We start from the raw sequence: 25613 nt of genomic DNA, 5'->3' as shown, positions 1-25613 counted from the left end.
AATTTGAGTTTATAAAGATTAATAATTATGATTAATATAGGGTTGAGGTGATATGCAATGAAGAAATCTATAATGATTCTGTTAATTATGGTTATTCTATTACAAGCCTTTTTGATTCAAGAATCTTTTGCTAAAAGTAAATTTAATAAAGAACTGTTTGAAAAATTAGCTGAAAGCAAGAATAAAGTGCCTCATGTCGATATTCCTAATTATGAACGAGTAAAGTTAGATAATGGTTTAACTATTTATCTTGTGGAAGATCATACTTTACCGATTATTGAAGTTGTAGGTTATATTAAAGGTGGAAGAAGGCAGGAAACAGAAAATGTAGCTGGAATTTCTGATTTAATGTTTACAATGATGAATACAAGTACTCAAAATTTTGAGGAAGAAGAATTTTCTAAGTATAAAGAGTTACATGGTATTGATTTTAGTTTTAGTGTTAAAAATGATTATACTAAGTTTTCTGGTGATGCCTTAAGCATAGATAAGAAAGATATGATTTCATTAATGGCTGATTTATTTCAAAATCCAAAGTTTAATGCCGATTATTTTAGTAGAATTAAACAACAGACTTTACAAAGTTTATTACAGGCAAAAACCCAGGAAAGTTCTTTACTCAATATGTATTTTTACAAGACTATCTACCATAACCACCCATATTCATTTCAATATGATTTAGATTTAAGAAGAAAGGCTTTAGCTAATATAACACCTGCTAGTCTAAAAGAATTCTATAATCAAAATATTACGCCTAATAATACTATATTAGGTATAGTTGGTGATATAGATATAAGTAAGATGAAGCAGTTAATTAAAGCAGAATTTAAAAATTGGCCTCAAGATAAAATTAATCTTAAAAAGTCTAAGCTTAAAGTAGATGGAAAAAATTATAATAAGGTTATTATTATTAATAAACCAGACGCCACTCAAGCTAAGATAAAAATGGGATATAGTTTTTTTAGTGATGAATTTCAATCTAGAATTCCTTTTACAATAGCTAACCGGGTTTATGGTGGAGGCGATTTTGGAAGTAGATTAATGAAAAATTTAAGGGTTAAAAAAGGTTATGTTTATGGTGTTCATTCTAATGATAGTTATGATCAATTGGATGGTGATTATTATATTACTACGGAAGTAAAACCTAATAAAACTTATGAGACTATGGAAGCTATTAAGGAAGAAATGCTGGCTATTAAAAGTGGAAAAGCTAAGATAACAGATGAGGAGTTATTTAAGATCATAAATCGTTATAATGCTCTTTATCCTAAAAAATATAAATCTAAATTAAATATTTTATCTAAGGTTATTTATAATGTAGAGATAAAGAATAGAAAAGCTAGTTATATGAATAAATTTATAAAGAAATATAATGGTCTTACTGTTGAAGAAGCTCAAAAATCTTTTGCTAAATATACATATCCAGAAAAGTTTCTTACAGTAATTGTAGGAAATAAAGAGAAATTGATTCCTGAATTTAAGAAGAAAGGAATTAAAATCAAGGTTATTGAAATAAATTAATTTTTAGAGGGGGCTTATAAAGTCCTCTTTTTTATTATGCAGAAGGAAATAAAGGAGATTAAGCATTTTATATAGTAAGAGAAGGTGTAATTTTAAATTATTTCCTCTTTAATTCCTGTCAATTATATTCTTTCATTTACTATTCCTAAATAAATATTACATTTTTTTCCTGAGATTGCAGGAACATTTGTTCCTGCATAGAAGTTATTATATGTATTAATCTAAATATATTAATATACCAATAGCATAAAGATATTAAAAATCATTAAGAAAGTATATTTTTATGTGTTTTTTGGAAGATACTTTAGGGGGAAAAAAGATGCTGAGGGTTCATAAATTAATAATAGGAATAACGAATAGTGTTAAATCAAAATTGATAATAATAATTTTTATTATTATAGTCTTTACAGTTAGTATAATTAATTTATTTATTTTACCTAGTATTAAGCAAGAAATATATCAAGAAAAGAAGATTCAAATGAAGAGAATTGTAGATTCTTCAGTAGGTATCTTACAACATTATTATGAATTAGCTCAAAAAGGTAAAATCAGTCAAGAAGAGGCACAATATAATGCAAAACATATAATAAAAGAATCTACCTATGGTCCTAAGAAGAAGAAGTATCTTTGGATTTTAAATTTTGATTCTCAAATAATTATACATCCTTTTAAACCTAAGCTTAATGGTAATAAATTAAATGATTTAATTAAAATTACCGATATACCATTAAAATTTATGGATATTAATAATAAAAGTAAGACTTTTTTTCTAACAGATGAATCACAAGCAACCTCTGTAGCAAACGAATTAGATGAAAGTTTTCAGCAAATAATGGTAACTCTTAAAGAGCAAGTTTATGCATATATGGATTATAAATGGCAATATTATGATGATCAAACAAAGGTAGAACCTAAGATGGCTTATGTTACAGCATTTAAACCTTGGAAATGGATATTAGGAACAGGGATATATGTAAATGAAGTAGAACAAAGAGTAAAGGAAATTAGAAATAGAATTATTCTAATTTTATTTTGTATTATGACCTTAATTGGAATAGTTGTTTATTTTTTAACAGACCATTTTTTATCTCCAATAATAACTGCTTCAAATTTTGCTAGTAATATAGCTAAAGGCAATTTTGATATTGAGTTACCTCAATGTAAAACAGATGATGAAATAGGGAATTTATTAACTTCATTAGATAAGATGCAAGAACAATTATATAGTCACATAAATCAATTGAATGAAACTAATAAAGAATTAAAACATGAAAAAAATAAGTTACAAAAATATTTAAATGTTTCACAGATAATATTTTTAATTATAAATAAAGATAAAGAAGTAGAATTAATTAATCAAAAAGGATGTGAAATTTTAGGATATAACAGAGAAGAAATTATTGGTAAAAAATGGATTGACAATTTTGTTAGTGAAAAAGAAAAAGGTGAACTGAAAAAAGAGTGCAAGAAAGTAATGAGCCAAAAATCAAAAGTTATTGATTATTATGAGAATAAAATTATAAATAAAGATGGGGAAGAAATAATAATGGCGTGGCATAATACTTCACTATATAATGAACAAGGTGAATTCCAGGGAGTGTTAAGTTCCGGGATTGATATTACTGAGAGAAAATTATTAAAAGAAGAATTAGAATATAATCAATTACAAGCAGAATTTTTTGCTAATCTATCTCATGAACTAAAGACACCATTAAATCTAATCTTTTCTGCTTTACAGATGCTAAATTTATATCGAAAGAATAATCTAAATTCTAATAATAATAAATCATGTGGTAAATATATAGATGTTATTAATCAAAATGGATATAGATTATTAAGATTAGTAAATAATTTAGTTGATATTACTAAAATAGATTCTAATTCATTTACATTAAATTTACAAAATTGTGATATAGTAAATCTTATTAAAGATATAACTTATTCAGTTGAAGACTATATAAAGCATAAAGACTGCATATTAGAATTTAATTCTAATATAAGTGAAGTAATAACTGCTTGTGATCCCTTTAATATTGAGAGAATTATGTTAAATCTTCTTTCTAATGCTATAAAATTTACAGATGTTGGTGATCAAATATCAGTAAATATGTATAAAGATGATGAAGATATTTTTGTTTCAGTTAAAGATACAGGAATTGGTATTCCAAAAGATAAACAGAAAATAATATTTAAACGTTTTGGACAAGCTGATAAGTCTTTTACTAGAAATAGTGAAGGTAGTGGAATTGGTTTAGCTATTGTTGAATTATTAGTGAAGATGCATAATGGTGAAATAACTGTAAACAGTGAATATCAGAAAGGAAGTGAATTTATTATAAAACTTCCGATTAATGTAATAGAAGAAGATAAGAAGATATCTTCAAATAATTATTTTCATTCAGCAGAAGAATTAATTGATAGAATAGATGTGGAATTTTCAGATATATATGATTTATAGTTTTAAAAAATTAAGCTTTATTATGCAAATTATTATAGAAATAAAATATATAATAAGAAAGAGAGGCTAATTAACCTCTCTTAAATTTTCATTTTAAAGCTGGTGCAATCCAGTATTGGTTTGCAGACTTAATGATATCATCTATAGATGATTCATTCCAATTAATCTTTTCAAAGCTATTTTTATTCATTTGAATAAGAAGTACTTCATTTTTTTCATTATCTTTTGTACTTATAAAGTTAAGACACCAAATAAGTTTTAACTTAGAGATATTAGTATTATTATTAAAATGTTTAATGAAGATTTCTTGACTATTTATTAAAATTCTTTTACGAATTGTATCTACAGTTAAGTTTTTATTAGCACTAGTGATTAATTTTATTGTTAATATATTATTAGAATAATTATGGTCTAATAGATATTTGTTAGGTTCTTCTATACTTTCCTTAATGAGTTTTAAAACATAATTACTTATGTTTACTGTAGGTGATTCATTATTTTCTTTAAAGTTAGGAGTTTTATTGTTTTTTGATGACATTGATAAAGATTCTTGATCAGTAGGATTGGTAGCTATTTTATCTGATTGTGTTCTTTCTTGACTAGTTTGAACTACTCTATCTTTTGGCATAGTAATCCCAGTTAATATTAAAAATACAATTAAAGTTATACCGTATATTTTAGCAACGTTATTTCTGGTTTGATTATTTCCCCACCAAATTACTAATTTTGGTTTGATCATCCCTACAATAAATCCTAAAAGAGAAGTTGACGCTAATAATATAAATATTTTATTCATTATTATACCTCCTTCCTAAGATGTTCAACAATATATGTAAATTAAATATTTGAAGCCAATTAAGTATATTATTATTACACATAAATTATGATGAATTTAGTAATTGAAATTTTAATTAGAAAAAAGTTTATATTCTAAATCTATTGACTATGGATATAAATAAAAGGAAGAATGGTTTATTTAAAATTAGTAAAAACTAAATTTAGAAATTAAATTTTATTAATTTAATTATTCTATTGAAGGAGGAGGTCTAATTATGACTGATTCAATTTATAATAAAAATAATAGAATAAACCATTCTGCTCCTAAATGTATTTATTGTGAAGAAAGTGTTACTAAAAGGGAAAATGTAATCTCAACAGACTTTGGTTTGGCTCATGAAGAGTGTTTTTTAGAGATATAATTTTGAGAATAATTAAGAATATTAGTGTTAGTAATTATGAATTATCTAATTTAGACTTTAAAGTGTTTAATTCTGCTTTTAAATCCTCTAATTTTTGCATCATCTCAATTTTTATTGAATGAGCAGGCATCCTTCTTTGTAAATCTTTTATTTCATTATTTAAATCTTTAATTTTATCTTGTATATTTTCTTGGCTCATGCTTAATAACTCCTTTCTTCAAAAACTGGAAATTTAATTATTATATGGATATTTCTCTAATTGCAATTAAAAATCCTGCTTGATTATAAATTCTGTATATATAATTTTAACTTATAGAAATAGCCTTGGCCAATAAATAATATTTCAATAAGACTGATTAAACCTATTATTATGAAGAATTTACCCTGTGTAAAGAATAATTGAATAATTCAATTAGTTTTAGTTTATACTAAATATGAACTCTAATTAGGAGGGATTATTATTAAACAGGAGACTAAAGTAAGAGAGGGAGCAATTCCTACTGTAGTTGGTACTGTAGTTACTGGGGTAGGAATTGGACTTCGAACTGTTAATCCTGTGTTGGGTTGGGGAATAGCAGGTTTTGGCTTAGCTCATGTTTTTTTAGGTGCTATTGATTTAATTGAACATGGTCCTGCAGATAATAAGATGATGCAGATGAAAGAGGAACCTCAACAATAAAATTAGAGTTTAAAGCTAGAAGGAACCTACATATATGTAGGTTCCTTTTAGTATATTGTTAAAGCCGCTACAAATTTGTAGCGGCTTTAAATTTTAGTTTGAATTTATTCTTTAATCATTAGGTTTACTTGGAACAGAAATAGAAGTTAAAGCTTTTCCAGCTTCCATGTCTGATTTAGATTGAACCGCTAAATCTCCTAGTGAAACAATTCCTACTAAATTATCATTATCAACTACTGGTAATCGTCTAATTTGATTTGATGCCATTAATTCAGCAGCATCTTTGGCAGTCATGTCAGGTGTACCATAGACTAAGTTATTAGTCATGATTTTTTCTACAGGTGTTTCTGCATTTCCATCACTGACTGTATTACGAATTGCAATATCTCTATCTGTAATAATTCCTATAGGCTTTGAACCTTCACAGACTGGGATAGCTCCAACATTTAAATTATGCATTATTTCTGCAGCTTCTCTAACAGTAGAATTACGTTCTAATGTTGACACATTATTAGTCATTACATTTGTGATTTCCATTGAGATTATCTACCTCCTTTTTAAGGTTAGGTTATGTAGCTAAAGAAGTTTTTAATCATAAATTTAAATTTATTTTTAGAAAATCAATGTTTAGAAAAAGATAACAAATTTAATCTTATAAAGGGAATTAATTCCTTAGCGTAGTAATAGTATATTGAAAGTTATTTTATCAGATATTTAAAGATGACAAATTAAGAAAAGGGAGGAATTAAAATGAGTAATCGAAAAACTGAAGACAGAATTAGAGATATAATACAGAAATGGTTTGCAGCTTGGATTAGTCAAGATAAGGAAAAAATTAAGTATTTCATAACCCCGAATGTTTTTAATGATAAAGAAAAAGTTTACAAAGATGAAGAACTTATTTATGAAGAAGATAAAGATTATACGAGAGATGAGTATTTACAACATGTAGAAGATTTATGGACTCAAAGAAAATATTTAGAAATGGAAATAAAGCCTTTGGAAGTTTCTATTTTAGATGAAATTAGTACTTATAGTGGAAGTTTAAATATTAAACTAGAACAAAGAGAAGATAATTCAATAGTTACTTATAATACACAGGTTTCAATAGAACTATCTATGATAAATGGTAAATTGTACATAGTTAACTTAAAAAATATAATAGAAATCGATCCTTAAAATTGATCTGTATTCATTTTAAAATCTCTATTAATTTTGAGGGGGAAAAAGATGAAAGTTATAGATTTAATGGAAGATTTTCTGCAGTGGCTTGAAGCAGAAAAAGGTTATGCTCAATCCACATTAAAAGCATACAAATATGATATTTTATTATTCTTAAGATGGTATAAAGAGTACTATAATGAAAATAATAAAAAGAAAATAGTTTTACAAGATATAGATTTAAAAGATCTAAGAAATTTTATTATTTACTTAGCTCAGGAATTAGAACATTCAAATACAACCCGTTGTCGTAAAATTGCTTGTCTCAAATCATTTTGGCATTATTTATCTAACATAAGGAAGTTAGCTGATAATATAACCTCTGATTTATCTTTACCTAAAAAAGAACCAACTCCAGAGATCTATCTTAGACAAATAGAAATTAATAAATTATTTAATGTTATTAAAGAAATTTCGAGAAATAATATTAGAGATAAATGTATTTTAGCTGTATTATTATATACAGGTATAAGGGTTAGTGAATGTGTTGATTTAAATTTATCAGATATTAATTTAGAAGATAAAACATTAAGAGTAGTTAAAGGTAAAGGTGGTAAGTCTCGAATGATAGGAATTAATAAGGAGTTATTACCATATCTTCATAAATATCTAAAACAGAGAAAACAAATTAATATTGAAGACAATCCTTTATTTGTAAGTGAGAGAGATAATAGGCTTAGTAAGAGGACGTTACAGTATCATTTTAAACGGTGGGTCCAAGAGGCAGGTTTATCTAATGAAATAACTGTTCACAAATGTAGACATACTTTTTTAAGTCATCTATGTCAAAATGGAGCTACTTTAGCCGAAATAAAACAAATTTCAGGCCATAAAAATTTGGCTAGTTTACAACGGTATCTTCATAATGATCAAAAACGGTTAAATGAAATTGTAAATAAGGTTTCATATAATAATTAATTTTAATAAAAGTATATATTAAATATTTAAAAGACATGTGTAGAATAATTCTACACATGTCTTTTTTTGTTTTGATATGTTTAGAAGCAAGGTTTTTTAGTAAACATTACTTGGAAATATTTTTTCACGTTATATATGTAATGAATATTATGTAAAAAATTAATAAAATTATTTTTTTTAGTAAAATATGCAGGATATATGTGAAAAATATCTAATTAATATATATAATTTAATAATATATTGTTGTTTTCAGTCTATTTTATTCTATATTGCGTCATGAAAAAATATTTTCATGTCATGTATGTGGAGGTGTAAAAAATGAGAAGTAAAGAAGGAATTAAATTAGTAAGTAAAAAGTTAGTTAATTATTTGTTCGAAGATTCAACTGATGAAGAAAAAGAAATTATGAATTATGGGGCAACTATTTTATTATCCACTATAATAGCTTATTCAGCAATATTATTTATAGCCAAAGCATTAGGTATTTTCCCTTTAACGTTAACAGCATTAATTACTGCTTCTATACTTAAAGCATTATCAGGTGGAGTACATGCTTCATGTTTTAGAAATTGTGCTATTACAGGAACTATTATTTTTAATCTATTAGGATCAATAAGTTACTATTTTGCAAATCAGGTTGAAGATATAACTTATTTAATATGGTTAGTATTATTAGTTGGTTCTGTGTTAATTTATTTTTACTCGCCAGCTGGCATTAAAGAAAAACCAATTAGAGATAAAAAGAAGCAGTCTAAACTTAAAATATATTCTTATATTATTTTTTATATCTTTTTAGTGTTATATTATCTTTTAAGTTTACAAGGAGTTAGTAATCAATTTATTTTAGCAGGTCTATCAGGGCTTTTATGGCAAGGATTTTCAATTACTCCTTTAGCTTATAAAGTCTTTAATAGAGAATATATAAATTTGAACAAGGAGGTGTCACTATAATATGAAGAAGGTTATTGCTAAAGTATTAAAGAAGAGTGGTAAGGCTAATGTAGCTTCTGCAAGTGGATTTACTTTCTATCAACCAAAAGTACCAAAGATACTAAAGAATGATAAAAAATAATTTTTAATATTTAATTGAATTTATTGAAAAAAATTCGGCAGTAAATTTACTGCCGAATTTAATTTTTAGCAAATATAATTTAAATTAATAAAGGAATTAATGACAATAATATGCAATATTATAATATGTGTATAAATAGTAGACTAGATGCTGTAATATTACTAACAAATATAATTTATTACTTCAAAGGAGAGATAAGATGGGAATAGATCCAATGAAAGTTTTATGTGGAATTCTACCTGAAAGCTTATTATTAGTGTATGTAGGATTAGGATTAATTAATATCAAGCTTTCAATACGTAATTATATTAAAATTACTATTCTATATACTATTGGCTTATTAGTAGTAAGATATATATTAAATTTTGCAGGCATTCACATTTTAATTTTATGTCTATTTTTAAGTTTGCTATTTAAGATTATAGCTAAAGTAGATTGGAATCTAGCTATTATTTCTTCGTTATTAAGTCTTATTCTTTTACTATTAGGTGAAGTCTTAGTATATTCAAAATTGTTGACTTATTTTGGTATTAGTATTAAAGAATTTCTCAATAGTAATAATTTAATTTTATTTAATTTAATTATTTTTGTAACTAAAGTTCCTTTATTAATTTGTGCCTTCCTAATTTATTTTTTTGAAGTGAATTTACTTAATTCAGTAGGTGATAGTAATGCACAAGTTCAAGAATTCTAATCTAAAATATGTTGTAATTATCTTATTGACTCAAACACTGTTATTACTAATAGTTGCTATTGGCTTAAAAACAAATTTTTTTGAAGTAATTGCTATAAATTATTTACTTGATTTTCTTTTATTTATAGCAGTTGGAACATCTATATTATCAATTATTATAGTCAAACAATTATTTAAAATAATGGAGATTGAAGTAAATTCAAAAATACAAAAAATGCAATTAAATAAAAATAGAGAATTAATTGAAAGTTTAAGAAGTCAAAAACATGATTTCTTAAATCATTTACAAACAATATATGGGATGGTTCAACTCAATAAGCAGAAAAGAATTAAAGAATATATTAAATCATTGAATCAAAACATATCTATTATAAATTGTAATCAAAATGATATTTCTAATTCTATTTTAGATTCAATTTTAATGCCTAAAAAACGGAAAGCTTCTAAAGCCGGTATTGAGTTCATTTATTATGCTGATGAAAGGATTGAAGGCATAAAGTTAACACTTGATAAGATCTTTAGAATTATAGCTAATTTAGTTGATAATGCTATTGATGCTACCCAGGAATTTGAAGGTGATAAGAAGATTGAATTAAGAGGAGAAAATAAAAGATATAAATATATATTATCCGTTTATAATTCTGGCCCTGTGATAGACCAAGGTTTAATAGAACAGCTATTTGAATCAGGTTTTTCGACTAAAGGTGAAGGTAGAGGATATGGTTTGCATATTATTAAATCTTTAGTAGAACAAGCTGAGGGTAAGTTAGAAGTTAAAAGTGAAGAAGGATTTGGAACAGAGTTTACTTGTGTTTTTCCAAAGAATAAGGACATTCTAAATTAATTGAATATTATTGGTTATTCATTATAATTACTACTAAATGGTATAACAGTAATTGTGTTTATTGCATTGAAGAGTCTTAATGAGTCAGCTTTGGACCAACATTCATCTCTATCCCTACCATGTAAAATCCAGTGACGATTAATAATAGGACGCCGTTCATTAGAGAAGTTCCATGATTTGAATAACTGATCAATGAATAGTGTAATTGAATTTAGTATGATTTCTTGTATGCTTCCTTCGGGGACTTGGTTAACTTCATGATGAATCTTATCTTTAATATTACCTTTCTCAAAGGAAAATGAAGTAATTAGCCCTTCTAATATAGGGATTAAACTAGGAATTGTAACTAAATATAGTTCTTTTTTATAAGCAATAATACATTCTTTTAAAAGATTATACCAAGGTGATAGATGTGGAGATGAACAGATTGAATTTGCGAGGATATTAAAGTTCTCATTATCATTTTTAGTATAATAATTAATGAAAGCATCATCTATTTGATTTAAATTAGATATATTATTAGCAAACATACATACCTCCTGCGGTGTAAGGAAAGTTGGGAGTGTCCAACCTTTCTTAGCAAATTCTTCATATGATTTTTCAATACATTCTAAAGCTTCATTAACTTCATTATTTAACTTAATTCTTTGTGAGTTTAATTGGAACATGTAAAATTCCTCCTACAGGTAGGTAATACAATTTATCCTTTTATGTTATATTTCTAATATTAATTCTATATCCCTGCTATATTATAAAATAAATTTAAATAATAATAAAAAGTAAAGGTAACCCAATTTGGATTACCTTTATAAATATAGATATGTTAAATTACTTTATGTTTAAGTACTTAAGCTTCTATGCCATTCAATGGAGAGCCGCCGGCCTCTTTTCTTACTGCTGCAATGGCGTCAAATGGGATTTCTACTCTTTCATCATCATCAATCAGGATGATATTATCTAATCCTACTTGACATAGAATTCCTTCTTGTAAACAACAACCTCCACCAGCAGTGATAATAATTTCTACATAATCACCGATTTGTTCTTCTAATAACTCTTCGAAAGGCATCTAATCTACCTCCTTTAAATAACTTTAATATATACTATGTGAAATTATAATTAAGTGTTACAAACTAACATAATTATTCTGTAGTATTTATCCTTAACGGTAGAGATTTGGATTAATAGGATGCACAACTTTAGAGCAAGTAAAATATAATATTATTAGTAATATATTAACTAAGGGATAGATAAATAACAGATCTAAATAGGTAATAAATACATAATTAAAGTTAAATAATATAGGCAAAGATAGACTTAGGAGATTAATTAAAAGGGAGACTGTGCTATGTTAGATTCTAATATTTTGAAAAGAAAAATTGATATTTTGAGAGATGAACTTGTGGAGTTAGTTGAAGATAAGGGCAATATAAATGATAAAGAAGTTATAGTTAAAAGTCAGCAGATTGATTGGTTAATTGTTAATTACATTAGAAAGTCATCATGATTTAAATAAATATCGATTTATTCAACTTCATTAAACTCAGGGAATCCACAAGCAGGACATCCTGGTAATCTTTCTTTGTCATCTTTTAATTCTACTTCCTTACCACATTTAGTGCATTTATAAGTCCCCTTACCAGGTTGTTGACCAGTATTTGGCATATTAAATCACCTCCTTTTATCTTCTGTAATATATTTAGATAAATACTATAGTAAATCCTGCAAAAATATTATATTATTATGAAAATTCAGAATATTATGATGATAAAATAATTAAAAAATACTAACATAAGTAAAGTTGTTGATTATAATAGATATAAAATTAAAATAGGGTCTTTTATTATATCATTTAATTTTTATTTTATTAGCTTAAAATCAATTAAAAATAAGTGAATAGCTGCTAATATAGAACCAATAATATTAGAAATAATATCTATATCAGTATCTATTAAACTTAGTTGATGTGGTATTTCAGATTGTACCATTATATCTATTAAACATTCGATAACTTCTAAAATTGTTCCTAAGCTAATTCCTAAAAGAATGGTAAAAATCACTTCATAAGAGCGTGAAAAGTAATGTTTAGAGATTAATTGATTTACCAATGAGTAGAATAATAGAGTAAAGGCATATACTCCAAAAATATGCAAGATTATATCAAAAGAAAATGAGGTAATATATAAATTTAAATATTTCCCTAAAAAACTATGACTAATTATTGATATCATTGCAATTGTTCTAATGTAGTTATTTAAATAAAGATTATATTTATTTTCAATAAAAATATAAATTATAAAAAAAGATGTAGCAATAATTACACTACCCATGTAATGATACTGTTTAATTTTAAGTAAACCAATTAAAATTAAAATTTGTATGATAAAAAAGAAGATATTAAGAATAACTGCTATTTTATTTTTTTCTTTCAATTAACCGCCTCCTAAAATATGTTAATGAGATAATTATTGTATAATTTATTTTATTCCTCTTTTTTAAAACTTATAATAATTAATTTAAAAAATTTAGGTTAAGCAGGATATTTTGGATTATTATCTAATATATAGTATGTAACTAGCAGTTTTATGACATTAAATTATTATTATAAATATTTTAAATGAGGTGGTATTAATGAACAGTAAAGCTTATATAGATTTGGAAATATGTCAAGAGTGCACTGAATGTTTAGCTAAAAAATTTTGTCCAAAAGATGCAATTATTATTAAGAATCATACTCCATTCATTAATGATTATTGTAATGGATGTGGTAAGTGTAAATCTAATTGTCCTTATAAAGCAATCTCATTATCTTAACTAAAATTAAATAGAATAATGAATTTGTAATGATTATAAATCAAGCAAATTGAAGACTTCAATTTGCTTTTATTTATATTATTATATATAATAATGGAGAAAAGATTTTGATGTTAAGCGTATTTATATAAGATTTAAATCAAAATCTTATATTATTAAGAAGAATTAAAGTTTTATTTTAATAATTAATCATACTAGGAGGGAGTATTATGCGTGTAGTAATGTTAGAACCATTATCAGTGGAAAAAGAGATTATTGATAATTTAGCAGCTAAAATTGAGAAAGAGGGGCATGAATTTATAGCTTATGATGATAGAGTTGAAGATGAAGATGTAATTATAGAGAGAGCATCTGATGCAGATGTAGTAATTATAACTAATTTATCTCTTTCTGAAAGAGTTATTAATGCATGTTCTAATCTTAAGATGATATCAGTTGCATTTACAGGAGTAGATCATATAGCTTTAGAAGCATGTAAGGAAGGAGGGATTACAGTTTGTAACGCTCCTGGATATTCAACACATTCAGTAGCAGAACTGACTATAGGTTTAATGATTTCTGTTATGCGTAATATAGTTTCTTGTGATGTAGCTACAAGACAAGGTAAAACGCGAGAAGGACTTATAGGTAATGAATTGCATGGAAAGACTCTTGGTATTATTGGAACTGGGGCGATAGGACTAAGAGTAGCTGAAATAGGACGTGCTTTTGGTTGTGAATTAATTGCTTATAGTAGAACTGAAAAGGAAAAAGCAAAAGAACTAGGTATTACATATGTTGATTTAGATACTGTATTTACTGAAAGTGACATCGTAAGTGTACATGTTCCACATACGAATGAGACTGAAGAGCTTGTAAGTAAAGAACTTATAGATTTAATGAAAGAATCAAGTATACTTATTAATACAGCTAGAGGTCCTATTGTGGATAGTGAAGCTCTTGCATCTGCTTTAAGAGAAGGTAAAGTAGATGGTGCAGGTATTGATGTGTTTGAAATGGAACCTCCTATACCAGAGGATCATCCTCTATTAGATGCTCCTAATACTGTTGTAGCGCCTCATGTTGCTTTTGCTACTCCAGAGGCATTCTATAAAAGAGCAGAAATAGTTTTTGATAATATTACTTCTTGGTTAAAAGATGAACCAAAGAATATTATGGTTTAAGGAGAATTTCTAAGGTTAAATTTAATTATGAAATAAAAATATATTAACTAAAAAATACGACCTCTTACTCTTTTGCTAGACTATCTAAAGAGAGTAAGAGGTCTTGTATTTTATAAACTTAGTTACTTATAACCAATATAATTTGAAATTAAATTGAATATAAAGATATACTCAATTAATATAGTATATTAATAGTTACTATATTAATTTAAAAAAAGAATGAATTTAAGATGAAACTAAATTAAAAGGAGGTTATTAAGATTGCTCAAATTTTTATTATATTAATAATAGTAATGGCAATTCTATTCTTGGTTCATTCGTCTATTAAATCTTTGCAATTATATTTAGATGGAGATGTTAAAGGAAATACAACTAACAAATTATCAAGTATTATATGGACTCTATTTTTAGCAATGCTTTTCTATTTTATTTTTTACAATTTTTTATAGTTCCACCTAAGATAGGGTTAGTTCTCACATCAGTTTTAAGATTAAAGGGAACAATAGTATTGGACAGTATAAGATTTTCCCTTACAAGAAGGACGGTTTTCTTTATCGCAAACTTTCATCACCTTCTTTTTAACTTAATCTTCATCTAATGAATCTCTACCTGCTTGTTTTCTTATGGCTGTGATTGAATTTGATGGTATTTTAATCACAATATTATTTTCAATGAGAGTAATAGATTTCTTTCCCCTTTGACATAGGACTCCTTTTTGTGAACACTTACCTTTTCCGGCAGTAATCACAACATTTTTCATAGAACCACCAACTTCTTAAAATTTAATCTATAACTTCATATCTTACTATATACTATGCTAATAAGTGTCTAATCGTGATGATAAGATATTATCGTTAATTAACATATCTTAAATACTTAACAATTCAAACTTATAATGAATAGAAGAGAGGTAGAAAATAATAAAGTTATGGTTCTAAAAGAAAGTAATATAAAAAAGGTCAATATATCATTCTCAAATGATATATTGACCAATCAATAAATTTATAATAATTTTATATCTAATTTAATCTAATCCGATTTTTCCTGTTTTAGCATTTAGTGAATGACAGCTAATACAATTAGCTTCTCCACTTTTTACCTCAGCTAAAAAATGATTATCTTCAGGAGTACCTACTAAGTGCGCTACATGTAATATCTCGCCGAAATCACTTGAGTGGCAAGTCATACATTTCTCAGCACTTTCATTACTTACCATAGAAGAGACATCAGCATGATTTCCCTCCTTAGCCATCTCCTTAATTTCATTTTTTAAATTGTGTTCACTATCCGGCTCGTGACAACTTACACCACAACTTTTATTTTGCTTTACCATATCCTCAACTGATTTAGGACTACTAGCAAAAGCAAGTGTAGTTATTAAAGTAACCAAAAATACCACCATTAACAAAATTAATAATGATTTTTTCATATGTATCCCTCCTTACTATAATGTATTATTGTAAAATTAACAAATAATTACTTAATTACATTATATTACATATAATTGGCTAGTAAAAGATGTTAAATGTCCTAAGATCTTTGTGAGGTTTGTCCTATAATAGAAAGAAGTCCTTTATAAGATCCATTAAGTTTATTTTAAAAAAATAATATAATGGAGCAATTACTAAAGAACAAGCAGATTATATGGAAGATTACTCAAAGAATTATGGTAATACTAACCATAGATTATATGGAATAGGATCAGGTATGATGCATGGTGGTATGTAAGTAATTATTTAATATCCTGCATATTATCTAAACAATCCTCACAAATTATTTTATTTTTGAATTCAATGGTATTTCCGGCATTTCCGCAAAAAATGCAAGCAGGTTCATATTTTTTAAAAATGATTTTACCTTTGTCTACAAAAATTTGTAACGGATCCTTACTTTCAATATTAAGGTTTGTACGCAATTCAGCAGGGAGAACTACTCTTCCTAAACTATCTACTTTTCTAACAATACCTGTGGATTTCATTGATGTATTTCCTCCTTCCTCGCTTGTTACTATTATCACATGCTGGCTAGTTTAATTATATAAATAATTACTTATCATGTCAATAAAAAGTTATATAGGTATAAATTACATGATGAGTGGATTAATTTTTGGTTTCATTTAATATCCCTATGTGTTAGGTTAGTTGTCGTAAGGAGTAAAAATTGTGCATAATAAAGTAACGACAATAAATCCTAATTAGACCTAAATGTAACTGCGGAAGGAATAGAAAGTATAGAACAACAAAACTTCTTAAAACAGAATAAATGTAATATTGGGCAAGGTTATCTATTTGAACGCCCAGTGTCAGCTGGAAAAATTAAAAATTTATTAAATGCTGATAAGGTAAGTTAATAATTGTAGCAGACCTTTTATACATTTATAATATTTAAAACGATATTAGCTATTTAAATTTTCATTCATTTATAACAAGAAAAAGTTAATATAGTAAGTAATTTTAATTATTAACCCCGTAGTACCTTGGTACTACGGGGAGATTTATACAAACTAAAGACAATTCAATTATGAATTGCCTTTAGGTCCATCATTATGAATTATTTATGCTTCACCATTAAATGGAGCTCCACCAGCAAGTTTTCTTACAGCTGCAATAGAATCAAATGGTATTTCTACTCTTACATCATCATCAATTAAAACAATAAAATCTAATCCTATTTGACATAAAATTCCTTCTTGTAAGCAACATCCTTCACCAGCAGTAATAATAACCTCAACAAAATCACCAACTTGCTCTTCTAATAAATCTTCAAAAGGCATATTAATATCCCCTCCTTAATTATGAAGCTACTATATATTATGAAATGACTTGTTTATATGTTACTTATAAATAATTATGTGATTAATGACCTAGATAAACATCAAGAAGTAATTTATAATTTTAGAGCGAAAGGAGGAATTAAATATGGGATGTAATGTAGAAAAACCAGATGTTGGATGTACTTGTACTTATAAAGCATGTCCTAGAAGAGAGAACTGTTGTGAATGTGTAGTTCATCATCGAGAACGAGATGAAATACCTGCTTGTTTCTTCCCACCAGAGGTAGAAAAGACTTTTGACCGATCGCGTGAGTGCTTTATAGAAGCATTTTCTTCATAAAATAATGTTTATAAATAAGTATAAACCTTCTGCTGTAAGCAGAGGGTTTATTTATTAACTAATGTTATACTTTGTATTCTATTTCCTGGAAAATAATGTAAAGTTTGCTTTTTAGTTTATACTTATATATAATAATGTAGAGAAAAATTCCCACTAAATGTGGGGATTTATTTTTGAAACTATACTTTTGTGTTATAATAATGTTTAGGACTTTACATAAGGAGTGAGAGTAATGGCCGAAGAAAATAATATTCAAAATAAAGATAAAGGCTTTAATGGACACTATTTCATAAGAACTTACGGTTGTCCGTAAATCGTAGCAAGAATGATTGGTTGAGACAAATAGCCCCCTACTTTAGAGAGTAGAGGGAGAGGTTTACATTCTTCCTTTTAACCCCTTAGCTCCATCTTCCCAAATAAACTTATGTTTCAATCCATTTATAAATTCCAACTCTAAAACTTTCTTTTCATCTATAACCAATTTCCTAACTACACTTTGAACGAAATCCTTAATTAATTGCTTATCAATATTACTGATTAATTTTCTATAATTGATTGTTTGTTGATCTATGAGCTCTTGACTAATTAAAAATCGAGATGCTTTTTTAATAAATTCAAAGTTAACTATTGACTGAGAACCTGAAATATTGCTATGTCTTTCAGATATTTTACTATTAATATTTTTAATTTTATCTTTAATTTGTTTTTGCTTAATTAAATAATCTTTCTTAGCCATAGCTTCTTCGGAATAGAGGTATAGGTCTTCTAATCTAGATAATGCTTTTTCTTGTTTTTCTTTTTTCTTTTTTAATTGCTTTAGCTGCAAGTCAGTGACCTTATTATTATTTTGTGGTTTTTTAAATAATTCCTCACTTCCATTATTATAAATAGCATTATAAGTGGTTGTTAAACCCTTAGATTCAATTCCTACAACTTCTTTAAAGTACCTTTCTTGAATAAGTAATTCTTCAGCTTTATCTTTAGAAATTCTTTGATTAATAATTAATTGCTGAACTTTTACTAAGTTAGAGATATAATTGAGAATAAAAGGTCCTAAGTTTACTTCGGAAATGAAATTATTAGTAGGGCAGTCAGAATACTCAGCTTTAGACACAGAATAGTTACGACATTTATAGATACTTGGTTTAAAACCATCTTTTCTAGCAGTTCCTGGACTTGCAATATAGTTTATATCACAATGAGGACATTCAATTATACCAGAAAAGACATGAACATTTTTAGCTCTACGTCTATTAGATACTTGTCCTGCATAATTCTCATCAAGCATCTTATTAACTTTTTCCCATTGATCTTCATCGATAATAGCAGGGAAGCAGTCATCTACTATAATCCATTCTTCTTTGTCTTTTATTTCCCCACGTCCAGCTTTTTTATAATTATATCGATATGTACCTTTATAAATTGGATTACGAAGTATTTGTCCTATAGTTTTAGTAGTCCAACTACCACCACGCTTAGTTTTTATATCAGCAATTTCTAATTGATGTTTAACATCACCAGTGGAATGATGCTCTTCATATTGATCAAATATAAACTTAATATGTTCAGATTCCTTTTTATTAATTGTCAACTTTTGAGTTTCTTTATCGTAATTATATCCTAATGGAGTAGGAGCACCGTTCCAAAGGCCTTTTTGCGCTCTATCAAGCATGATAGAAGTAACCCTCTCAGAAGCTAAATTACGTTCTAATTCAGCAAATACAAGTATAATCTTAAGCATAGCTTCGCCCATGGCACTAGAGGTATCAAATTGTTCATTCTTACTTACGAATGTTACATCATAACCTTTTAAGTCTTCATACATTTGAGCAAAGTCAATAAGGTTACGAGAGATCCGATCTATCTTCCAGACGAGCAGATGAGTGAATTCACCACCTTCAATACGATTCATCATTTCTTGATAGCCAGGACGTTTAGTATTCTTACCTGAATATCCAGCATCCGAAAATACTTCATAATCTTTAATTCCTAATAAGTATTCTGAGTAATTTTTTAATTCTTTCTCTTGGAATTCTAAAGAGTCTTTATCTACCTGATGGTGAGTAGAAACTCGAGTATAGATTGCTACTTTTTGTTTAGACATGAGTATACCTCCTTAATTTTCATAGAACATGCGTTCCGGGTGCTTGTAATATAATTTAAACTTAAATTAAAAAACACCTGCATTAAAATTAAGTTTAAATGAAAGAAAAGCTAAATAAGTGTATAAAATGACATACCTTAGCAAATAAAGTGGGTTTTATTATGTAATGAAGGGAATTAATGGTTTGTGTAGAAATGTGTAATTAGATTAACTTTGAAGATGAACTAAAAATGATAACATAGATATTAGTATTTGCGACACCAAAGTGAAATGAAGTTTCGGTAATAATTTACTTAGACGATATCAAAAAAATTATTGAACATAGGAGGATATTATTATGGAAAGCTGGGGAAATAAGGATTGGAAATGGTTAGTAGGTGTTTTGATTAGTATTATTATCTTAGTAATGGCTGGTTGGTTGTCTAATATGAGTAATATTATAAATTATTTTTCTTTTACAAGTAATGGGGTTTCCATTGTGTTAGCATTAGTAGCTATTTATATATCTTTATCACAAAATAATACTTCTCAGATTTTAAATAGTAAGACAACTGATATGCTAGCCAAAATGTATGAAAAGATTGGACAAGTTGATAAAAAAGTTAATAAAATAGACCCTACTTCACTTTCTAAAATAATGGAAATAAAGATGAATTCTACTCTAAGTCAATTTGCAGATAATTTATTTGAAGAATTAAATACTTTAGGTATAGAGGAAAACAAAATAGATGAAATCAAAAAAGAATTACCTCAAATCAAAAAGTCAGTAGGGGTTAAAAGTTCAGTAAGTAATCTAAAAAGTAGTGTAGAAGTTAGTCACTCTAATAAAACAGTAGAAGAACAGGTTAAATTTGTTTTAAATAAAATTAAAGGTAGAAGTTTTGAAGAAAGTATTAAAATTATTGATCAGATCCCTTTGCTAGATAAGGCTAGAGAGATACTATATGCTTCTTTAGTAATAGGACCTTATAAAAAAACTGAAAATACATCTGATGGAAATCATGAGGCTTTAGAAATTATGTATGGAAGTATAAGTTGGGATTCTTTGATAGAAGGATATGATATCTAAATTGTATATAATTGGTTTAATAAATAATTCAAGAGGTGATATTATGCTGAAATATAAAGAGAATATATATATAGATCCAGATAATCCTTTTAAAAATGATGCTTTAGATCGAGAAGAAAATATTAAATCTTTGACAAATATTATTGAGTTTCATAAAAATGCTGCTGTTATGGCTATAAATTCTCCTTGGGGAACAGGCAAAACAACTTTTATAAAAATGTGGAAAGCTTATTTAGAAAACAATAATTTTAATACTCTTTATTTTAATGCATGGGAAAATGATTTTGTTGAAGAACCATTTATTGCTTTTATCAGTGAATTTGAAGAGATATTAACAGACAAGACGAAGTTAGAAAAATTTCAAACTGTTAGTAAGGAAGTAGTGAAAGGATTTATTCCTGCGATTGTTAAACTAGGAACTTCTGGTATTTTAGATTTAGAAAAGGTTAATTTTGGTGATGATATAGAAAACGTAATATCAACATATTCTGAAAAAATTGCTAGTGAACAAATAAAAAATTATAAACAGACTAAAAATGCAATGGCTAAATTCAGAGAAGTTTTAACTGGTTTTGTGGAAGAACAATATAAAAAAAGTGGAAAACCAATAATTTTGTTTGTTGATGAATTAGATAGGTGTAGACCTAATTTTGCCATTCAATTGTTAGAAAAATTAAAACATTTATTTTATATAGATGGATTAATTTTTATATTAGCTGTTGATAAAAATCAACTTTCTAAATCTATAAAGGTTATATATGGAAATGAAATGGATACAGAAGGTTATTTGGCAAGGTTTATTGATTTTGAATATATTTTACCTAATCCTGAAAATAACGATTTTGTAGCACACTTAATAAATAAGTATGATATTAAAGAAATACTTAATAAAAAAAATAATAACAATGTGGATTTTTATATTGAATTGACTAAAAGTTTAATTACAGCTTTTGATTTTTCTTTAAGAGTCCAAGAAAAACTTTTTTCAAGATTGTTTTTAATTTTGTGTTCTATAGAAAGTTATAATTCTTTGAGATTTGAATTGCTTTTATTTCTTATGATTCTTAGGTATTTTGATTATAAATTATATATTAAATTTAGAGAAGGGAATATTAATTATGAAGAAATGAAAAGTATATTATTAAATAATTCCTCATATATAAAATTTGAAGAAAATGATTCTGATTATAGTAATATTATAGACGGGTTATTGATTTATGTTTTAAAAGGCGAAAAGGAAATTACAAATTTAACAAATCGGTTAAATGAATTAAAAAGAAAAGATAATCTTTCTAGAGAAGAAGATAAAGAATTTTCAACAATAAGTCGTATATTAGAACTAGTAAATCATTACAAAAATAATTTTCGAAGGCGTTTTGTTTATAATGAAATAAGATATATTAAAAAAAAGATAGAAATAATAGATGATTTTACAATTTATCCAAATAATTAAAAGGTGACGTCGTCTAACAGCACGTTAGCAACATCCTAGTTGTGAGCATAAATGAAAGTAGGGCTGACTTATGTTAGACTCGGAGGTTTGTTTGAGGTTAGGAGCATTAAACGGGGAGATCGCAAACCTGCTGGACATATCCAATAGATGGAAGTCCTATCAGAGTAAAAGTCAAAACTCTGTAGTTGAATGGCAATGTATTGAGCAACTTAATATGGTTGAGATATTGTGGCACTCACAAACGAAAGGGTGAGCAAACGGAGAACATAAACGTCAATCTAAGTTAAGGCACCAAACCTCGAATCTACATACGAAATAAGTCAGATGAAAGGAGAATTGTTCTATGTCAAAAATAAATAATGAAAAAGATGCAAGGAAATATTATGAAATGTTTAGATATACTTATAATTCTAATGATAGATTAATAAATGAAGAGGATAGAGAATTAAGAGAAAAGGCTTTAGAGAAAGCATTAGATATACTAAAGTTTGAAATTGATTTATATTGGAAGAGAGCTACATATTTTTGGACATTTATCGGTGTTACATTTGCTGGGTACTTTACTATTTATGGGAAAATACACGAGCAATTCCTTGCATCTACAATCAATAACTCTCATATTATAATTTTGATTTTAAATAGTTTAGGTTTGATTTTTTCTTTAAGTTGGTATTTAGTAAATCGAGGAAGTAAATACTGGCAAAACAATTGGGAAAGACATGTTGATATGTTAGAGGACGAGTTTATGGGGCCATTATATAAAACAATAATTTATGAAAGTCACGACCAGTCTTCAAATAAAAAATTTAAATTTTTATATAAAGAAGCTCCGTATTCAGTATCTAAGATAAATCAAGTTCTAAGCTTTTTTATAATGACTATTTGGAGTATTTTATTTATAGTTAATATAGGTTACATTTTTGTTAAGTATGTATTTGATTATGAATCTTTTAAAGCTTTTGTGGGAGAAATATCCCCAGAATGTGTAATCATTACTTTGTTATTCATAATAACAATAATTTTTTGTATTATATTAATAATGAATACAAAGTCAAATCATTCCAAGGATGATAAAGAAAATAATGAGGATGATAATAGGTTTAGGGTAAGAAATGATGCCTTACCTGATAATATGCCCAAAAAACAAAGTGATTTAATCGATTAATTATATTGCATGACGTATTTCGTATAACAGCAGATTAGCAACATCCCAGTTGAGGGCATAAATGAAAGTGGAGCTAACTTATGTGAGAGTGTAGTTTTGATTAGAGGTTAGGAGCATTAATGGGGACATTGCGAACTTGCGGAAAATTATATGAAATTAATTGGCTAAGCTTCAATTATAAGAAAGTGAGGCAATCCAGATGCATTTTAAAGAAGAAGATATAGATTTTTCAAATTTAAGTAGTGATAAGTTTGAAGAACTATGTTATGATCTCCTTATAAAGTATGGGTTTCATTCATTACGTTGGAAAAAGGGTGGTTCGGATAATGGTAGAGACATAGAATGTTACTATACTGTGACTAATCCCCTTTTAGGTTCATATAATGAGAAATGGTTTATCGAATGTAAGAATCATAAAAAAGCAGTTAATGTCTCAAATATTGATTCTAAATTTGCTTGGGCTGACGCAGAAAATATTGATAACTTATTAATAATTGCAAGTCCATATTTATCTAAATCTACTCATGAGTGGATTGAAAAGAGAAATACTAATTATAATGTTCATATAATTGAAGCTAAAAAGTTAAAATTATTATTGTTGTCTCATGAAGATTTAGTTATTAAATATTTTATGGACAAAGGTATGAGGTATTTATATCATTTAAAACAAAAATGGATTCACGAAAGAATTTTACCTAGTGCTAATGATTTAGATATTATTTATAATAATGCTTTGGTAAATAACTCTAAATTAAGTCTAGAAGAAGCTGGGTTTATTTGGAATTCATATATATATACTGATAGTGATATTGAATTATACTGTGATAGACATAATAGAATAATTTCATTTGAAAAATTAAATAAGAAATTAAGTTCTAATACTAATGTGAAATTTGTTTTTAAAAAAGAAAAATTTTTAGAAATAAAACAAATGGGTTGGCAAATAATACCAAACTATAATATGTATAAGTCTGGTTTTTATGGTGAAGTTGTAGTGAAAAGAAGTTCAAAAAAAGTTGATGGTATTTATAGTTGTTCGATAGACAAGAAAAATAAGAAGGGACTCGAAGTATTAGTTTTAAGAGAAAATAAAATTATCGTTGAAGTTGCGTTTTGGAAAAATAAAGTTAAAAAAAAATATGACAAGTTATATGAACACTTTACAGATATATATTTACAAAGAGAAGCCAATTAACTTCATATAAACCAGCTAATATATGTCAAGAATTAATTTAAAAAATTTAGTTACGTAAAATTACGCAGGGGAAACTAAGCTTACACTAATGTAAACTATTTACAGTTACAAACTGTTATGCTGTCTTATTTAATAATAAATTTTTCGTTGTTTTTCCAAACACCATAAATAATACGTAAAAGTTTACTAGCAGTTGCGATGACAGCAAATTCCCTTCATTACATTTTTTAGTATAATAGTCGTATAGAGTTGGATTATTAGGTTTGCCTTTTACTTTTCTGATTGCGGCAGTGGTAGCTTGATATAAAGATTTACGCAAGTAGGTAGAGCCACGTTTAGAGATTTTATTATTAGAGGTTTTAAATCTGCCTGACTGGTAAACCGTAGGATCTAAACCAGCGTAAGCAATCAATTGTTTAGTTGTTGGAAATCTATTAACATTACCAATTCCGCCAATAATAGTAGCTGCTGTCAGCTCCCCAACTCCTGGTATGGAAAGAAGCAAGGGAAAAGCAGGAGAAAGCTCAGTTCATTTATGCATTTGAGTTCGTAAATCACCTAAAATTTCTTGTTGGTTTAAAAGTATTTGAGTGTAATGCTTTAGAACTCTAATATTTGATTTTTGAGCTATTTTATAGGACAGGCTTTCTTTGGCAGCAGTTATTAATTTATCAACTTTCTTTTCAATTCAGGCTTCGGAGTGTGTACTTACTTTTAATATGGATTTAAGTTTATCTTGGTCTGCGTTTAACATAGCTTCAGGTGTAGGAAAAGCAGAGATAACCTTTAAAGATGTTTTACAGCATAAATTAGTAAAAGTAGTATCAAATTGCGGAAAAATTAAATCTACAATGCTTCGAAATTTCAACTGAGTTTCTCTATATAGTTGAGTTATTTTTTCATATTGACGAGAAAGATTTTTAAGTTCAGC

Annotated in this window: 31 protein-coding genes and 1 pseudogene; 18 read left to right on the top strand and 14 right to left on the bottom strand. The window is 26.8% G+C overall.

Annotated elements, in window-relative coordinates; genetic code table 11:
- The first annotated feature begins 57 nt into the window (after nucleotides 1-57).
- Both B5D41_RS12075 and B5D41_RS12070 read left to right on the top strand, forming a co-directional pair.
- Nucleotides 58-1521, top strand: a complete 1464-nt coding sequence (locus B5D41_RS12075; RefSeq protein ID WP_078810911.1) for a M16 family metallopeptidase — start codon at nucleotides 58-60, stop codon at nucleotides 1519-1521.
- A 319-nt stretch (nucleotides 1522-1840) separates the two neighbouring features.
- Entirely contained in the window at nucleotides 1841-3979 is a 2139-nt protein-coding gene (locus B5D41_RS12070; protein ID WP_159442956.1) for an ATP-binding protein, read from the top strand.
- An 88-nt stretch (nucleotides 3980-4067) separates the two neighbouring features.
- Here the strand turns inward: B5D41_RS12070 and B5D41_RS12065 are convergent, their stop codons facing one another.
- On the bottom strand, nucleotides 4068-4775 hold the full coding sequence (locus tag B5D41_RS12065; protein ID WP_078810909.1) for a hypothetical protein: 708 nt from the start codon (nucleotides 4773-4775) through the stop codon (nucleotides 4068-4070).
- 256 nt (nucleotides 4776-5031) lie between these two features.
- Here B5D41_RS12065 and B5D41_RS14155 point away from each other — a divergent pair, with 256 nt between their 5' ends.
- Nucleotides 5032-5178: a hypothetical protein gene (locus tag B5D41_RS14155; RefSeq protein WP_159442955.1), complete on the top strand. Its 147-nt coding sequence runs from the start codon at nucleotides 5032-5034 to the stop codon at nucleotides 5176-5178.
- A gap of 34 nt (nucleotides 5179-5212) precedes the next feature.
- On the opposite strand, the gene B5D41_RS14020 is transcribed toward B5D41_RS14155, so the two are convergent.
- Complete coding sequence (locus tag B5D41_RS14020; protein WP_143555716.1) at nucleotides 5213-5377, bottom strand: histidine kinase; 165 nt, start codon at nucleotides 5375-5377, stop codon at nucleotides 5213-5215.
- Nucleotides 5378-5638: 261 nt separating this feature from the next.
- Between B5D41_RS14020 and B5D41_RS14590 the strand changes: the two genes are divergently transcribed.
- On the top strand, nucleotides 5639-5857 hold the full coding sequence (locus B5D41_RS14590; protein ID WP_407695268.1) for an asparagine synthase: 219 nt from the start codon (nucleotides 5639-5641) through the stop codon (nucleotides 5855-5857).
- Between the two features lie 111 nt (nucleotides 5858-5968).
- Here the strand turns inward: B5D41_RS14590 and B5D41_RS12055 are convergent, their stop codons facing one another.
- On the bottom strand, nucleotides 5969-6394 hold the full coding sequence (locus B5D41_RS12055; RefSeq protein ID WP_078810907.1) for a CBS domain-containing protein: 426 nt from the start codon (nucleotides 6392-6394) through the stop codon (nucleotides 5969-5971).
- Nucleotides 6395-6607: 213 nt separating this feature from the next.
- On the opposite strand from B5D41_RS12055, the gene B5D41_RS12050 reads away from it, so the two are divergent.
- From B5D41_RS12050 to B5D41_RS12025, 6 genes are all read left to right on the top strand, one after another.
- Nucleotides 6608-7036 (top strand): hypothetical protein, encoded by a 429-nt coding sequence (locus tag B5D41_RS12050; protein ID WP_078810906.1) that lies wholly within the window; start codon nucleotides 6608-6610, stop codon nucleotides 7034-7036.
- 51 nt (nucleotides 7037-7087) lie between these two features.
- Nucleotides 7088-7996: a tyrosine-type recombinase/integrase gene (locus B5D41_RS12045; RefSeq protein ID WP_078810905.1), complete on the top strand. Its 909-nt coding sequence runs from the start codon at nucleotides 7088-7090 to the stop codon at nucleotides 7994-7996.
- A 318-nt stretch (nucleotides 7997-8314) separates the two neighbouring features.
- Complete coding sequence (locus tag B5D41_RS12040) at nucleotides 8315-8947, top strand: accessory gene regulator ArgB-like protein (protein ID WP_078810904.1); 633 nt, start codon at nucleotides 8315-8317, stop codon at nucleotides 8945-8947.
- Nucleotide 8948: 1 nt separating this feature from the next.
- Nucleotides 8949-9068, top strand: coding sequence for a cyclic lactone autoinducer peptide (locus B5D41_RS12035; protein WP_078810903.1), 120 nt, complete (start codon nucleotides 8949-8951; stop codon nucleotides 9066-9068).
- 199 nt (nucleotides 9069-9267) lie between these two features.
- Entirely contained in the window at nucleotides 9268-9762 is a 495-nt protein-coding gene (locus tag B5D41_RS12030; RefSeq protein WP_078810902.1) for a hypothetical protein, read from the top strand.
- Entirely contained in the window at nucleotides 9740-10606 is an 867-nt protein-coding gene (locus B5D41_RS12025) for a sensor histidine kinase (protein ID WP_078810901.1), read from the top strand. The genes B5D41_RS12030 and B5D41_RS12025 overlap by 23 nt, the downstream gene beginning before the upstream one ends.
- Nucleotides 10607-10620: 14 nt before the next feature.
- On the opposite strand, the gene B5D41_RS12020 is transcribed toward B5D41_RS12025, so the two are convergent.
- Together B5D41_RS12020 and B5D41_RS12015 are read right to left on the bottom strand one after the other, a co-directional pair.
- Nucleotides 10621-11274 carry a hypothetical protein gene (locus tag B5D41_RS12020; RefSeq protein ID WP_078810900.1) on the bottom strand — a complete coding sequence of 218 codons (654 nt, stop codon included), beginning with the start codon at nucleotides 11272-11274 and terminating at the stop codon, nucleotides 10621-10623.
- 179 nt (nucleotides 11275-11453) lie between these two features.
- Nucleotides 11454-11675 (bottom strand): hypothetical protein, encoded by a 222-nt coding sequence (locus B5D41_RS12015; protein ID WP_078810899.1) that lies wholly within the window; start codon nucleotides 11673-11675, stop codon nucleotides 11454-11456.
- Nucleotides 11676-11954: 279 nt separating this feature from the next.
- On the opposite strand from B5D41_RS12015, the gene B5D41_RS12010 reads away from it, so the two are divergent.
- Nucleotides 11955-12113 (top strand): aspartyl-phosphate phosphatase Spo0E family protein, encoded by a 159-nt coding sequence (locus B5D41_RS12010; protein ID WP_078810898.1) that lies wholly within the window; start codon nucleotides 11955-11957, stop codon nucleotides 12111-12113.
- Between the two features lie 17 nt (nucleotides 12114-12130).
- On the opposite strand, the gene B5D41_RS12005 is transcribed toward B5D41_RS12010, so the two are convergent.
- Together B5D41_RS12005 and B5D41_RS12000 are read right to left on the bottom strand one after the other, a co-directional pair.
- On the bottom strand, nucleotides 12131-12271 hold the full coding sequence (locus B5D41_RS12005; RefSeq protein ID WP_078810897.1) for a zinc ribbon-containing protein: 141 nt from the start codon (nucleotides 12269-12271) through the stop codon (nucleotides 12131-12133).
- Between the two features lie 194 nt (nucleotides 12272-12465).
- The gene (locus B5D41_RS12000) at nucleotides 12466-13038 is read right to left on the bottom strand and encodes a DUF2238 domain-containing protein (RefSeq protein WP_078810896.1); all 573 of its coding nucleotides are present in this window, start codon (nucleotides 13036-13038) and stop codon (nucleotides 12466-12468) included.
- Nucleotides 13039-13237: 199 nt separating this feature from the next.
- On the opposite strand from B5D41_RS12000, the gene B5D41_RS11995 reads away from it, so the two are divergent.
- The gene (locus B5D41_RS11995; protein WP_078810895.1) at nucleotides 13238-13420 is read left to right on the top strand and encodes a 4Fe-4S binding protein; all 183 of its coding nucleotides are present in this window, start codon (nucleotides 13238-13240) and stop codon (nucleotides 13418-13420) included.
- Between the two features lie 209 nt (nucleotides 13421-13629).
- Nucleotides 13630-14583: a 2-hydroxyacid dehydrogenase gene (locus B5D41_RS11990; protein WP_078810894.1), complete on the top strand. Its 954-nt coding sequence runs from the start codon at nucleotides 13630-13632 to the stop codon at nucleotides 14581-14583.
- Nucleotides 14584-15166: 583 nt separating this feature from the next.
- Here B5D41_RS11990 and B5D41_RS14150 read toward each other — a convergent pair.
- The 4 genes from B5D41_RS14150 to B5D41_RS11975 form a co-directional block, all read right to left on the bottom strand.
- On the bottom strand, nucleotides 15167-15343 hold the full coding sequence (locus tag B5D41_RS14150) for a hypothetical protein (RefSeq protein WP_159442954.1): 177 nt from the start codon (nucleotides 15341-15343) through the stop codon (nucleotides 15167-15169).
- 264 nt (nucleotides 15344-15607) lie between these two features.
- A complete protein-coding gene (locus B5D41_RS11985) occupies nucleotides 15608-16012 on the bottom strand; it encodes a hypothetical protein (RefSeq protein WP_078810893.1) in 405 nt (134 codons plus the stop codon).
- A gap of 303 nt (nucleotides 16013-16315) precedes the next feature.
- The gene (locus tag B5D41_RS11980; RefSeq protein ID WP_078810892.1) at nucleotides 16316-16561 is read right to left on the bottom strand and encodes an AbrB/MazE/SpoVT family DNA-binding domain-containing protein; all 246 of its coding nucleotides are present in this window, start codon (nucleotides 16559-16561) and stop codon (nucleotides 16316-16318) included.
- 576 nt (nucleotides 16562-17137) lie between these two features.
- Nucleotides 17138-17356, bottom strand: coding sequence for a hypothetical protein (locus tag B5D41_RS11975; protein WP_078810891.1), 219 nt, complete (start codon nucleotides 17354-17356; stop codon nucleotides 17138-17140).
- Nucleotides 17357-17501: 145 nt separating this feature from the next.
- Here B5D41_RS11975 and B5D41_RS11970 point away from each other — a divergent pair, with 145 nt between their 5' ends.
- The gene (locus B5D41_RS11970; RefSeq protein WP_078810890.1) at nucleotides 17502-17696 is read left to right on the top strand and encodes a DUF6485 family protein; all 195 of its coding nucleotides are present in this window, start codon (nucleotides 17502-17504) and stop codon (nucleotides 17694-17696) included.
- Between the two features lie 376 nt (nucleotides 17697-18072).
- Here the strand turns inward: B5D41_RS11970 and B5D41_RS11965 are convergent, their stop codons facing one another.
- Entirely contained in the window at nucleotides 18073-19800 is a 1728-nt protein-coding gene (locus B5D41_RS11965) for a recombinase family protein (RefSeq protein ID WP_078810889.1), read from the bottom strand.
- 337 nt (nucleotides 19801-20137) lie between these two features.
- On the opposite strand from B5D41_RS11965, the gene B5D41_RS11960 reads away from it, so the two are divergent.
- The 4 genes from B5D41_RS11960 (at nucleotide 20138) to B5D41_RS11945 (ending at nucleotide 24682) form a co-directional block, all read left to right on the top strand.
- Nucleotides 20138-20869, top strand: coding sequence for a hypothetical protein (locus B5D41_RS11960; protein WP_078810888.1), 732 nt, complete (start codon nucleotides 20138-20140; stop codon nucleotides 20867-20869).
- A gap of 43 nt (nucleotides 20870-20912) precedes the next feature.
- Nucleotides 20913-22322 (top strand): KAP family P-loop NTPase fold protein, encoded by a 1410-nt coding sequence (locus B5D41_RS11955; RefSeq protein ID WP_159442953.1) that lies wholly within the window; start codon nucleotides 20913-20915, stop codon nucleotides 22320-22322.
- Nucleotides 22323-22665: 343 nt separating this feature from the next.
- Nucleotides 22666-23487, top strand: a complete 822-nt coding sequence (locus tag B5D41_RS11950) for a RipA family octameric membrane protein (RefSeq protein WP_078810886.1) — start codon at nucleotides 22666-22668, stop codon at nucleotides 23485-23487.
- Between the two features lie 199 nt (nucleotides 23488-23686).
- A complete protein-coding gene (locus B5D41_RS11945; RefSeq protein WP_078810885.1) occupies nucleotides 23687-24682 on the top strand; it encodes a restriction endonuclease in 996 nt (331 codons plus the stop codon).
- Between the two features lie 115 nt (nucleotides 24683-24797).
- Here B5D41_RS11945 and B5D41_RS14585 read toward each other — a convergent pair whose 3' ends face one another.
- Together B5D41_RS14585 and B5D41_RS14415 are read right to left on the bottom strand one after the other, a co-directional pair.
- Complete coding sequence (locus B5D41_RS14585) at nucleotides 24798-25187, bottom strand: transposase (protein WP_078810884.1); 390 nt, start codon at nucleotides 25185-25187, stop codon at nucleotides 24798-24800.
- A gap of 183 nt (nucleotides 25188-25370) precedes the next feature.
- Nucleotides 25371-25613 (bottom strand): annotated as a pseudogene (locus B5D41_RS14415) (IS110 family transposase); the annotation flags it as partial.

It is taken from the genome of Selenihalanaerobacter shriftii (assembly GCF_900167185.1).
Lineage (GTDB): Bacteria > Bacillota > Halanaerobiia > Halobacteroidales > Acetohalobiaceae > Selenihalanaerobacter > Selenihalanaerobacter shriftii.
Note: the sequence above shows the minus strand (reverse complement) of the source record. Positions and strands in the feature narration are given on the sequence as shown.

Coding starts and splice junctions, on each gene's coding strand:
- B5D41_RS12075 (WP_078810911.1), top strand. CDS start 58: ATGAAGAAATCTATAATGATTCTGTTAATTATGGTTATTCTATTACAA.
- B5D41_RS12070 (WP_159442956.1), top strand. CDS start 1,841: ATGCTGAGGGTTCATAAATTAATAATAGGAATAACGAATAGTGTTAAA.
- B5D41_RS12065 (WP_078810909.1), bottom strand. CDS start 4,775: ATGAATAAAATATTTATATTATTAGCGTCAACTTCTCTTTTAGGATTT.
- B5D41_RS14155 (WP_159442955.1), top strand. CDS start 5,032: ATGACTGATTCAATTTATAATAAAAATAATAGAATAAACCATTCTGCT.
- B5D41_RS14020 (WP_143555716.1), bottom strand. CDS start 5,377: ATGAGCCAAGAAAATATACAAGATAAAATTAAAGATTTAAATAATGAA.
- B5D41_RS12055 (WP_078810907.1), bottom strand. CDS start 6,394: ATGGAAATCACAAATGTAATGACTAATAATGTGTCAACATTAGAACGT.
- B5D41_RS12050 (WP_078810906.1), top strand. CDS start 6,608: ATGAGTAATCGAAAAACTGAAGACAGAATTAGAGATATAATACAGAAA.
- B5D41_RS12045 (WP_078810905.1), top strand. CDS start 7,088: ATGAAAGTTATAGATTTAATGGAAGATTTTCTGCAGTGGCTTGAAGCA.
- B5D41_RS12040 (WP_078810904.1), top strand. CDS start 8,315: ATGAGAAGTAAAGAAGGAATTAAATTAGTAAGTAAAAAGTTAGTTAAT.
- B5D41_RS12035 (WP_078810903.1), top strand. CDS start 8,949: ATGAAGAAGGTTATTGCTAAAGTATTAAAGAAGAGTGGTAAGGCTAAT.
- B5D41_RS12030 (WP_078810902.1), top strand. CDS start 9,268: ATGGGAATAGATCCAATGAAAGTTTTATGTGGAATTCTACCTGAAAGC.
- B5D41_RS12025 (WP_078810901.1), top strand. CDS start 9,740: ATGCACAAGTTCAAGAATTCTAATCTAAAATATGTTGTAATTATCTTA.
- B5D41_RS12020 (WP_078810900.1), bottom strand. CDS start 11,274: ATGTTCCAATTAAACTCACAAAGAATTAAGTTAAATAATGAAGTTAAT.
- B5D41_RS12015 (WP_078810899.1), bottom strand. CDS start 11,675: ATGCCTTTCGAAGAGTTATTAGAAGAACAAATCGGTGATTATGTAGAA.
- B5D41_RS12010 (WP_078810898.1), top strand. CDS start 11,955: ATGTTAGATTCTAATATTTTGAAAAGAAAAATTGATATTTTGAGAGAT.
- B5D41_RS12005 (WP_078810897.1), bottom strand. CDS start 12,271: ATGCCAAATACTGGTCAACAACCTGGTAAGGGGACTTATAAATGCACT.
- B5D41_RS11995 (WP_078810895.1), top strand. CDS start 13,238: ATGAACAGTAAAGCTTATATAGATTTGGAAATATGTCAAGAGTGCACT.
- B5D41_RS11990 (WP_078810894.1), top strand. CDS start 13,630: ATGCGTGTAGTAATGTTAGAACCATTATCAGTGGAAAAAGAGATTATT.
- B5D41_RS14150 (WP_159442954.1), bottom strand. CDS start 15,343: ATGAAAAATGTTGTGATTACTGCCGGAAAAGGTAAGTGTTCACAAAAA.
- B5D41_RS11985 (WP_078810893.1), bottom strand. CDS start 16,012: ATGAAAAAATCATTATTAATTTTGTTAATGGTGGTATTTTTGGTTACT.
- B5D41_RS11980 (WP_078810892.1), bottom strand. CDS start 16,561: ATGAAATCCACAGGTATTGTTAGAAAAGTAGATAGTTTAGGAAGAGTA.
- B5D41_RS11975 (WP_078810891.1), bottom strand. CDS start 17,356: ATGCCTTTTGAAGATTTATTAGAAGAGCAAGTTGGTGATTTTGTTGAG.
- B5D41_RS11970 (WP_078810890.1), top strand. CDS start 17,502: ATGGGATGTAATGTAGAAAAACCAGATGTTGGATGTACTTGTACTTAT.
- B5D41_RS11965 (WP_078810889.1), bottom strand. CDS start 19,800: ATGTCTAAACAAAAAGTAGCAATCTATACTCGAGTTTCTACTCACCAT.
- B5D41_RS11960 (WP_078810888.1), top strand. CDS start 20,138: ATGGAAAGCTGGGGAAATAAGGATTGGAAATGGTTAGTAGGTGTTTTG.
- B5D41_RS11955 (WP_159442953.1), top strand. CDS start 20,913: ATGCTGAAATATAAAGAGAATATATATATAGATCCAGATAATCCTTTT.
- B5D41_RS11950 (WP_078810886.1), top strand. CDS start 22,666: ATGTCAAAAATAAATAATGAAAAAGATGCAAGGAAATATTATGAAATG.
- B5D41_RS11945 (WP_078810885.1), top strand. CDS start 23,687: ATGCATTTTAAAGAAGAAGATATAGATTTTTCAAATTTAAGTAGTGAT.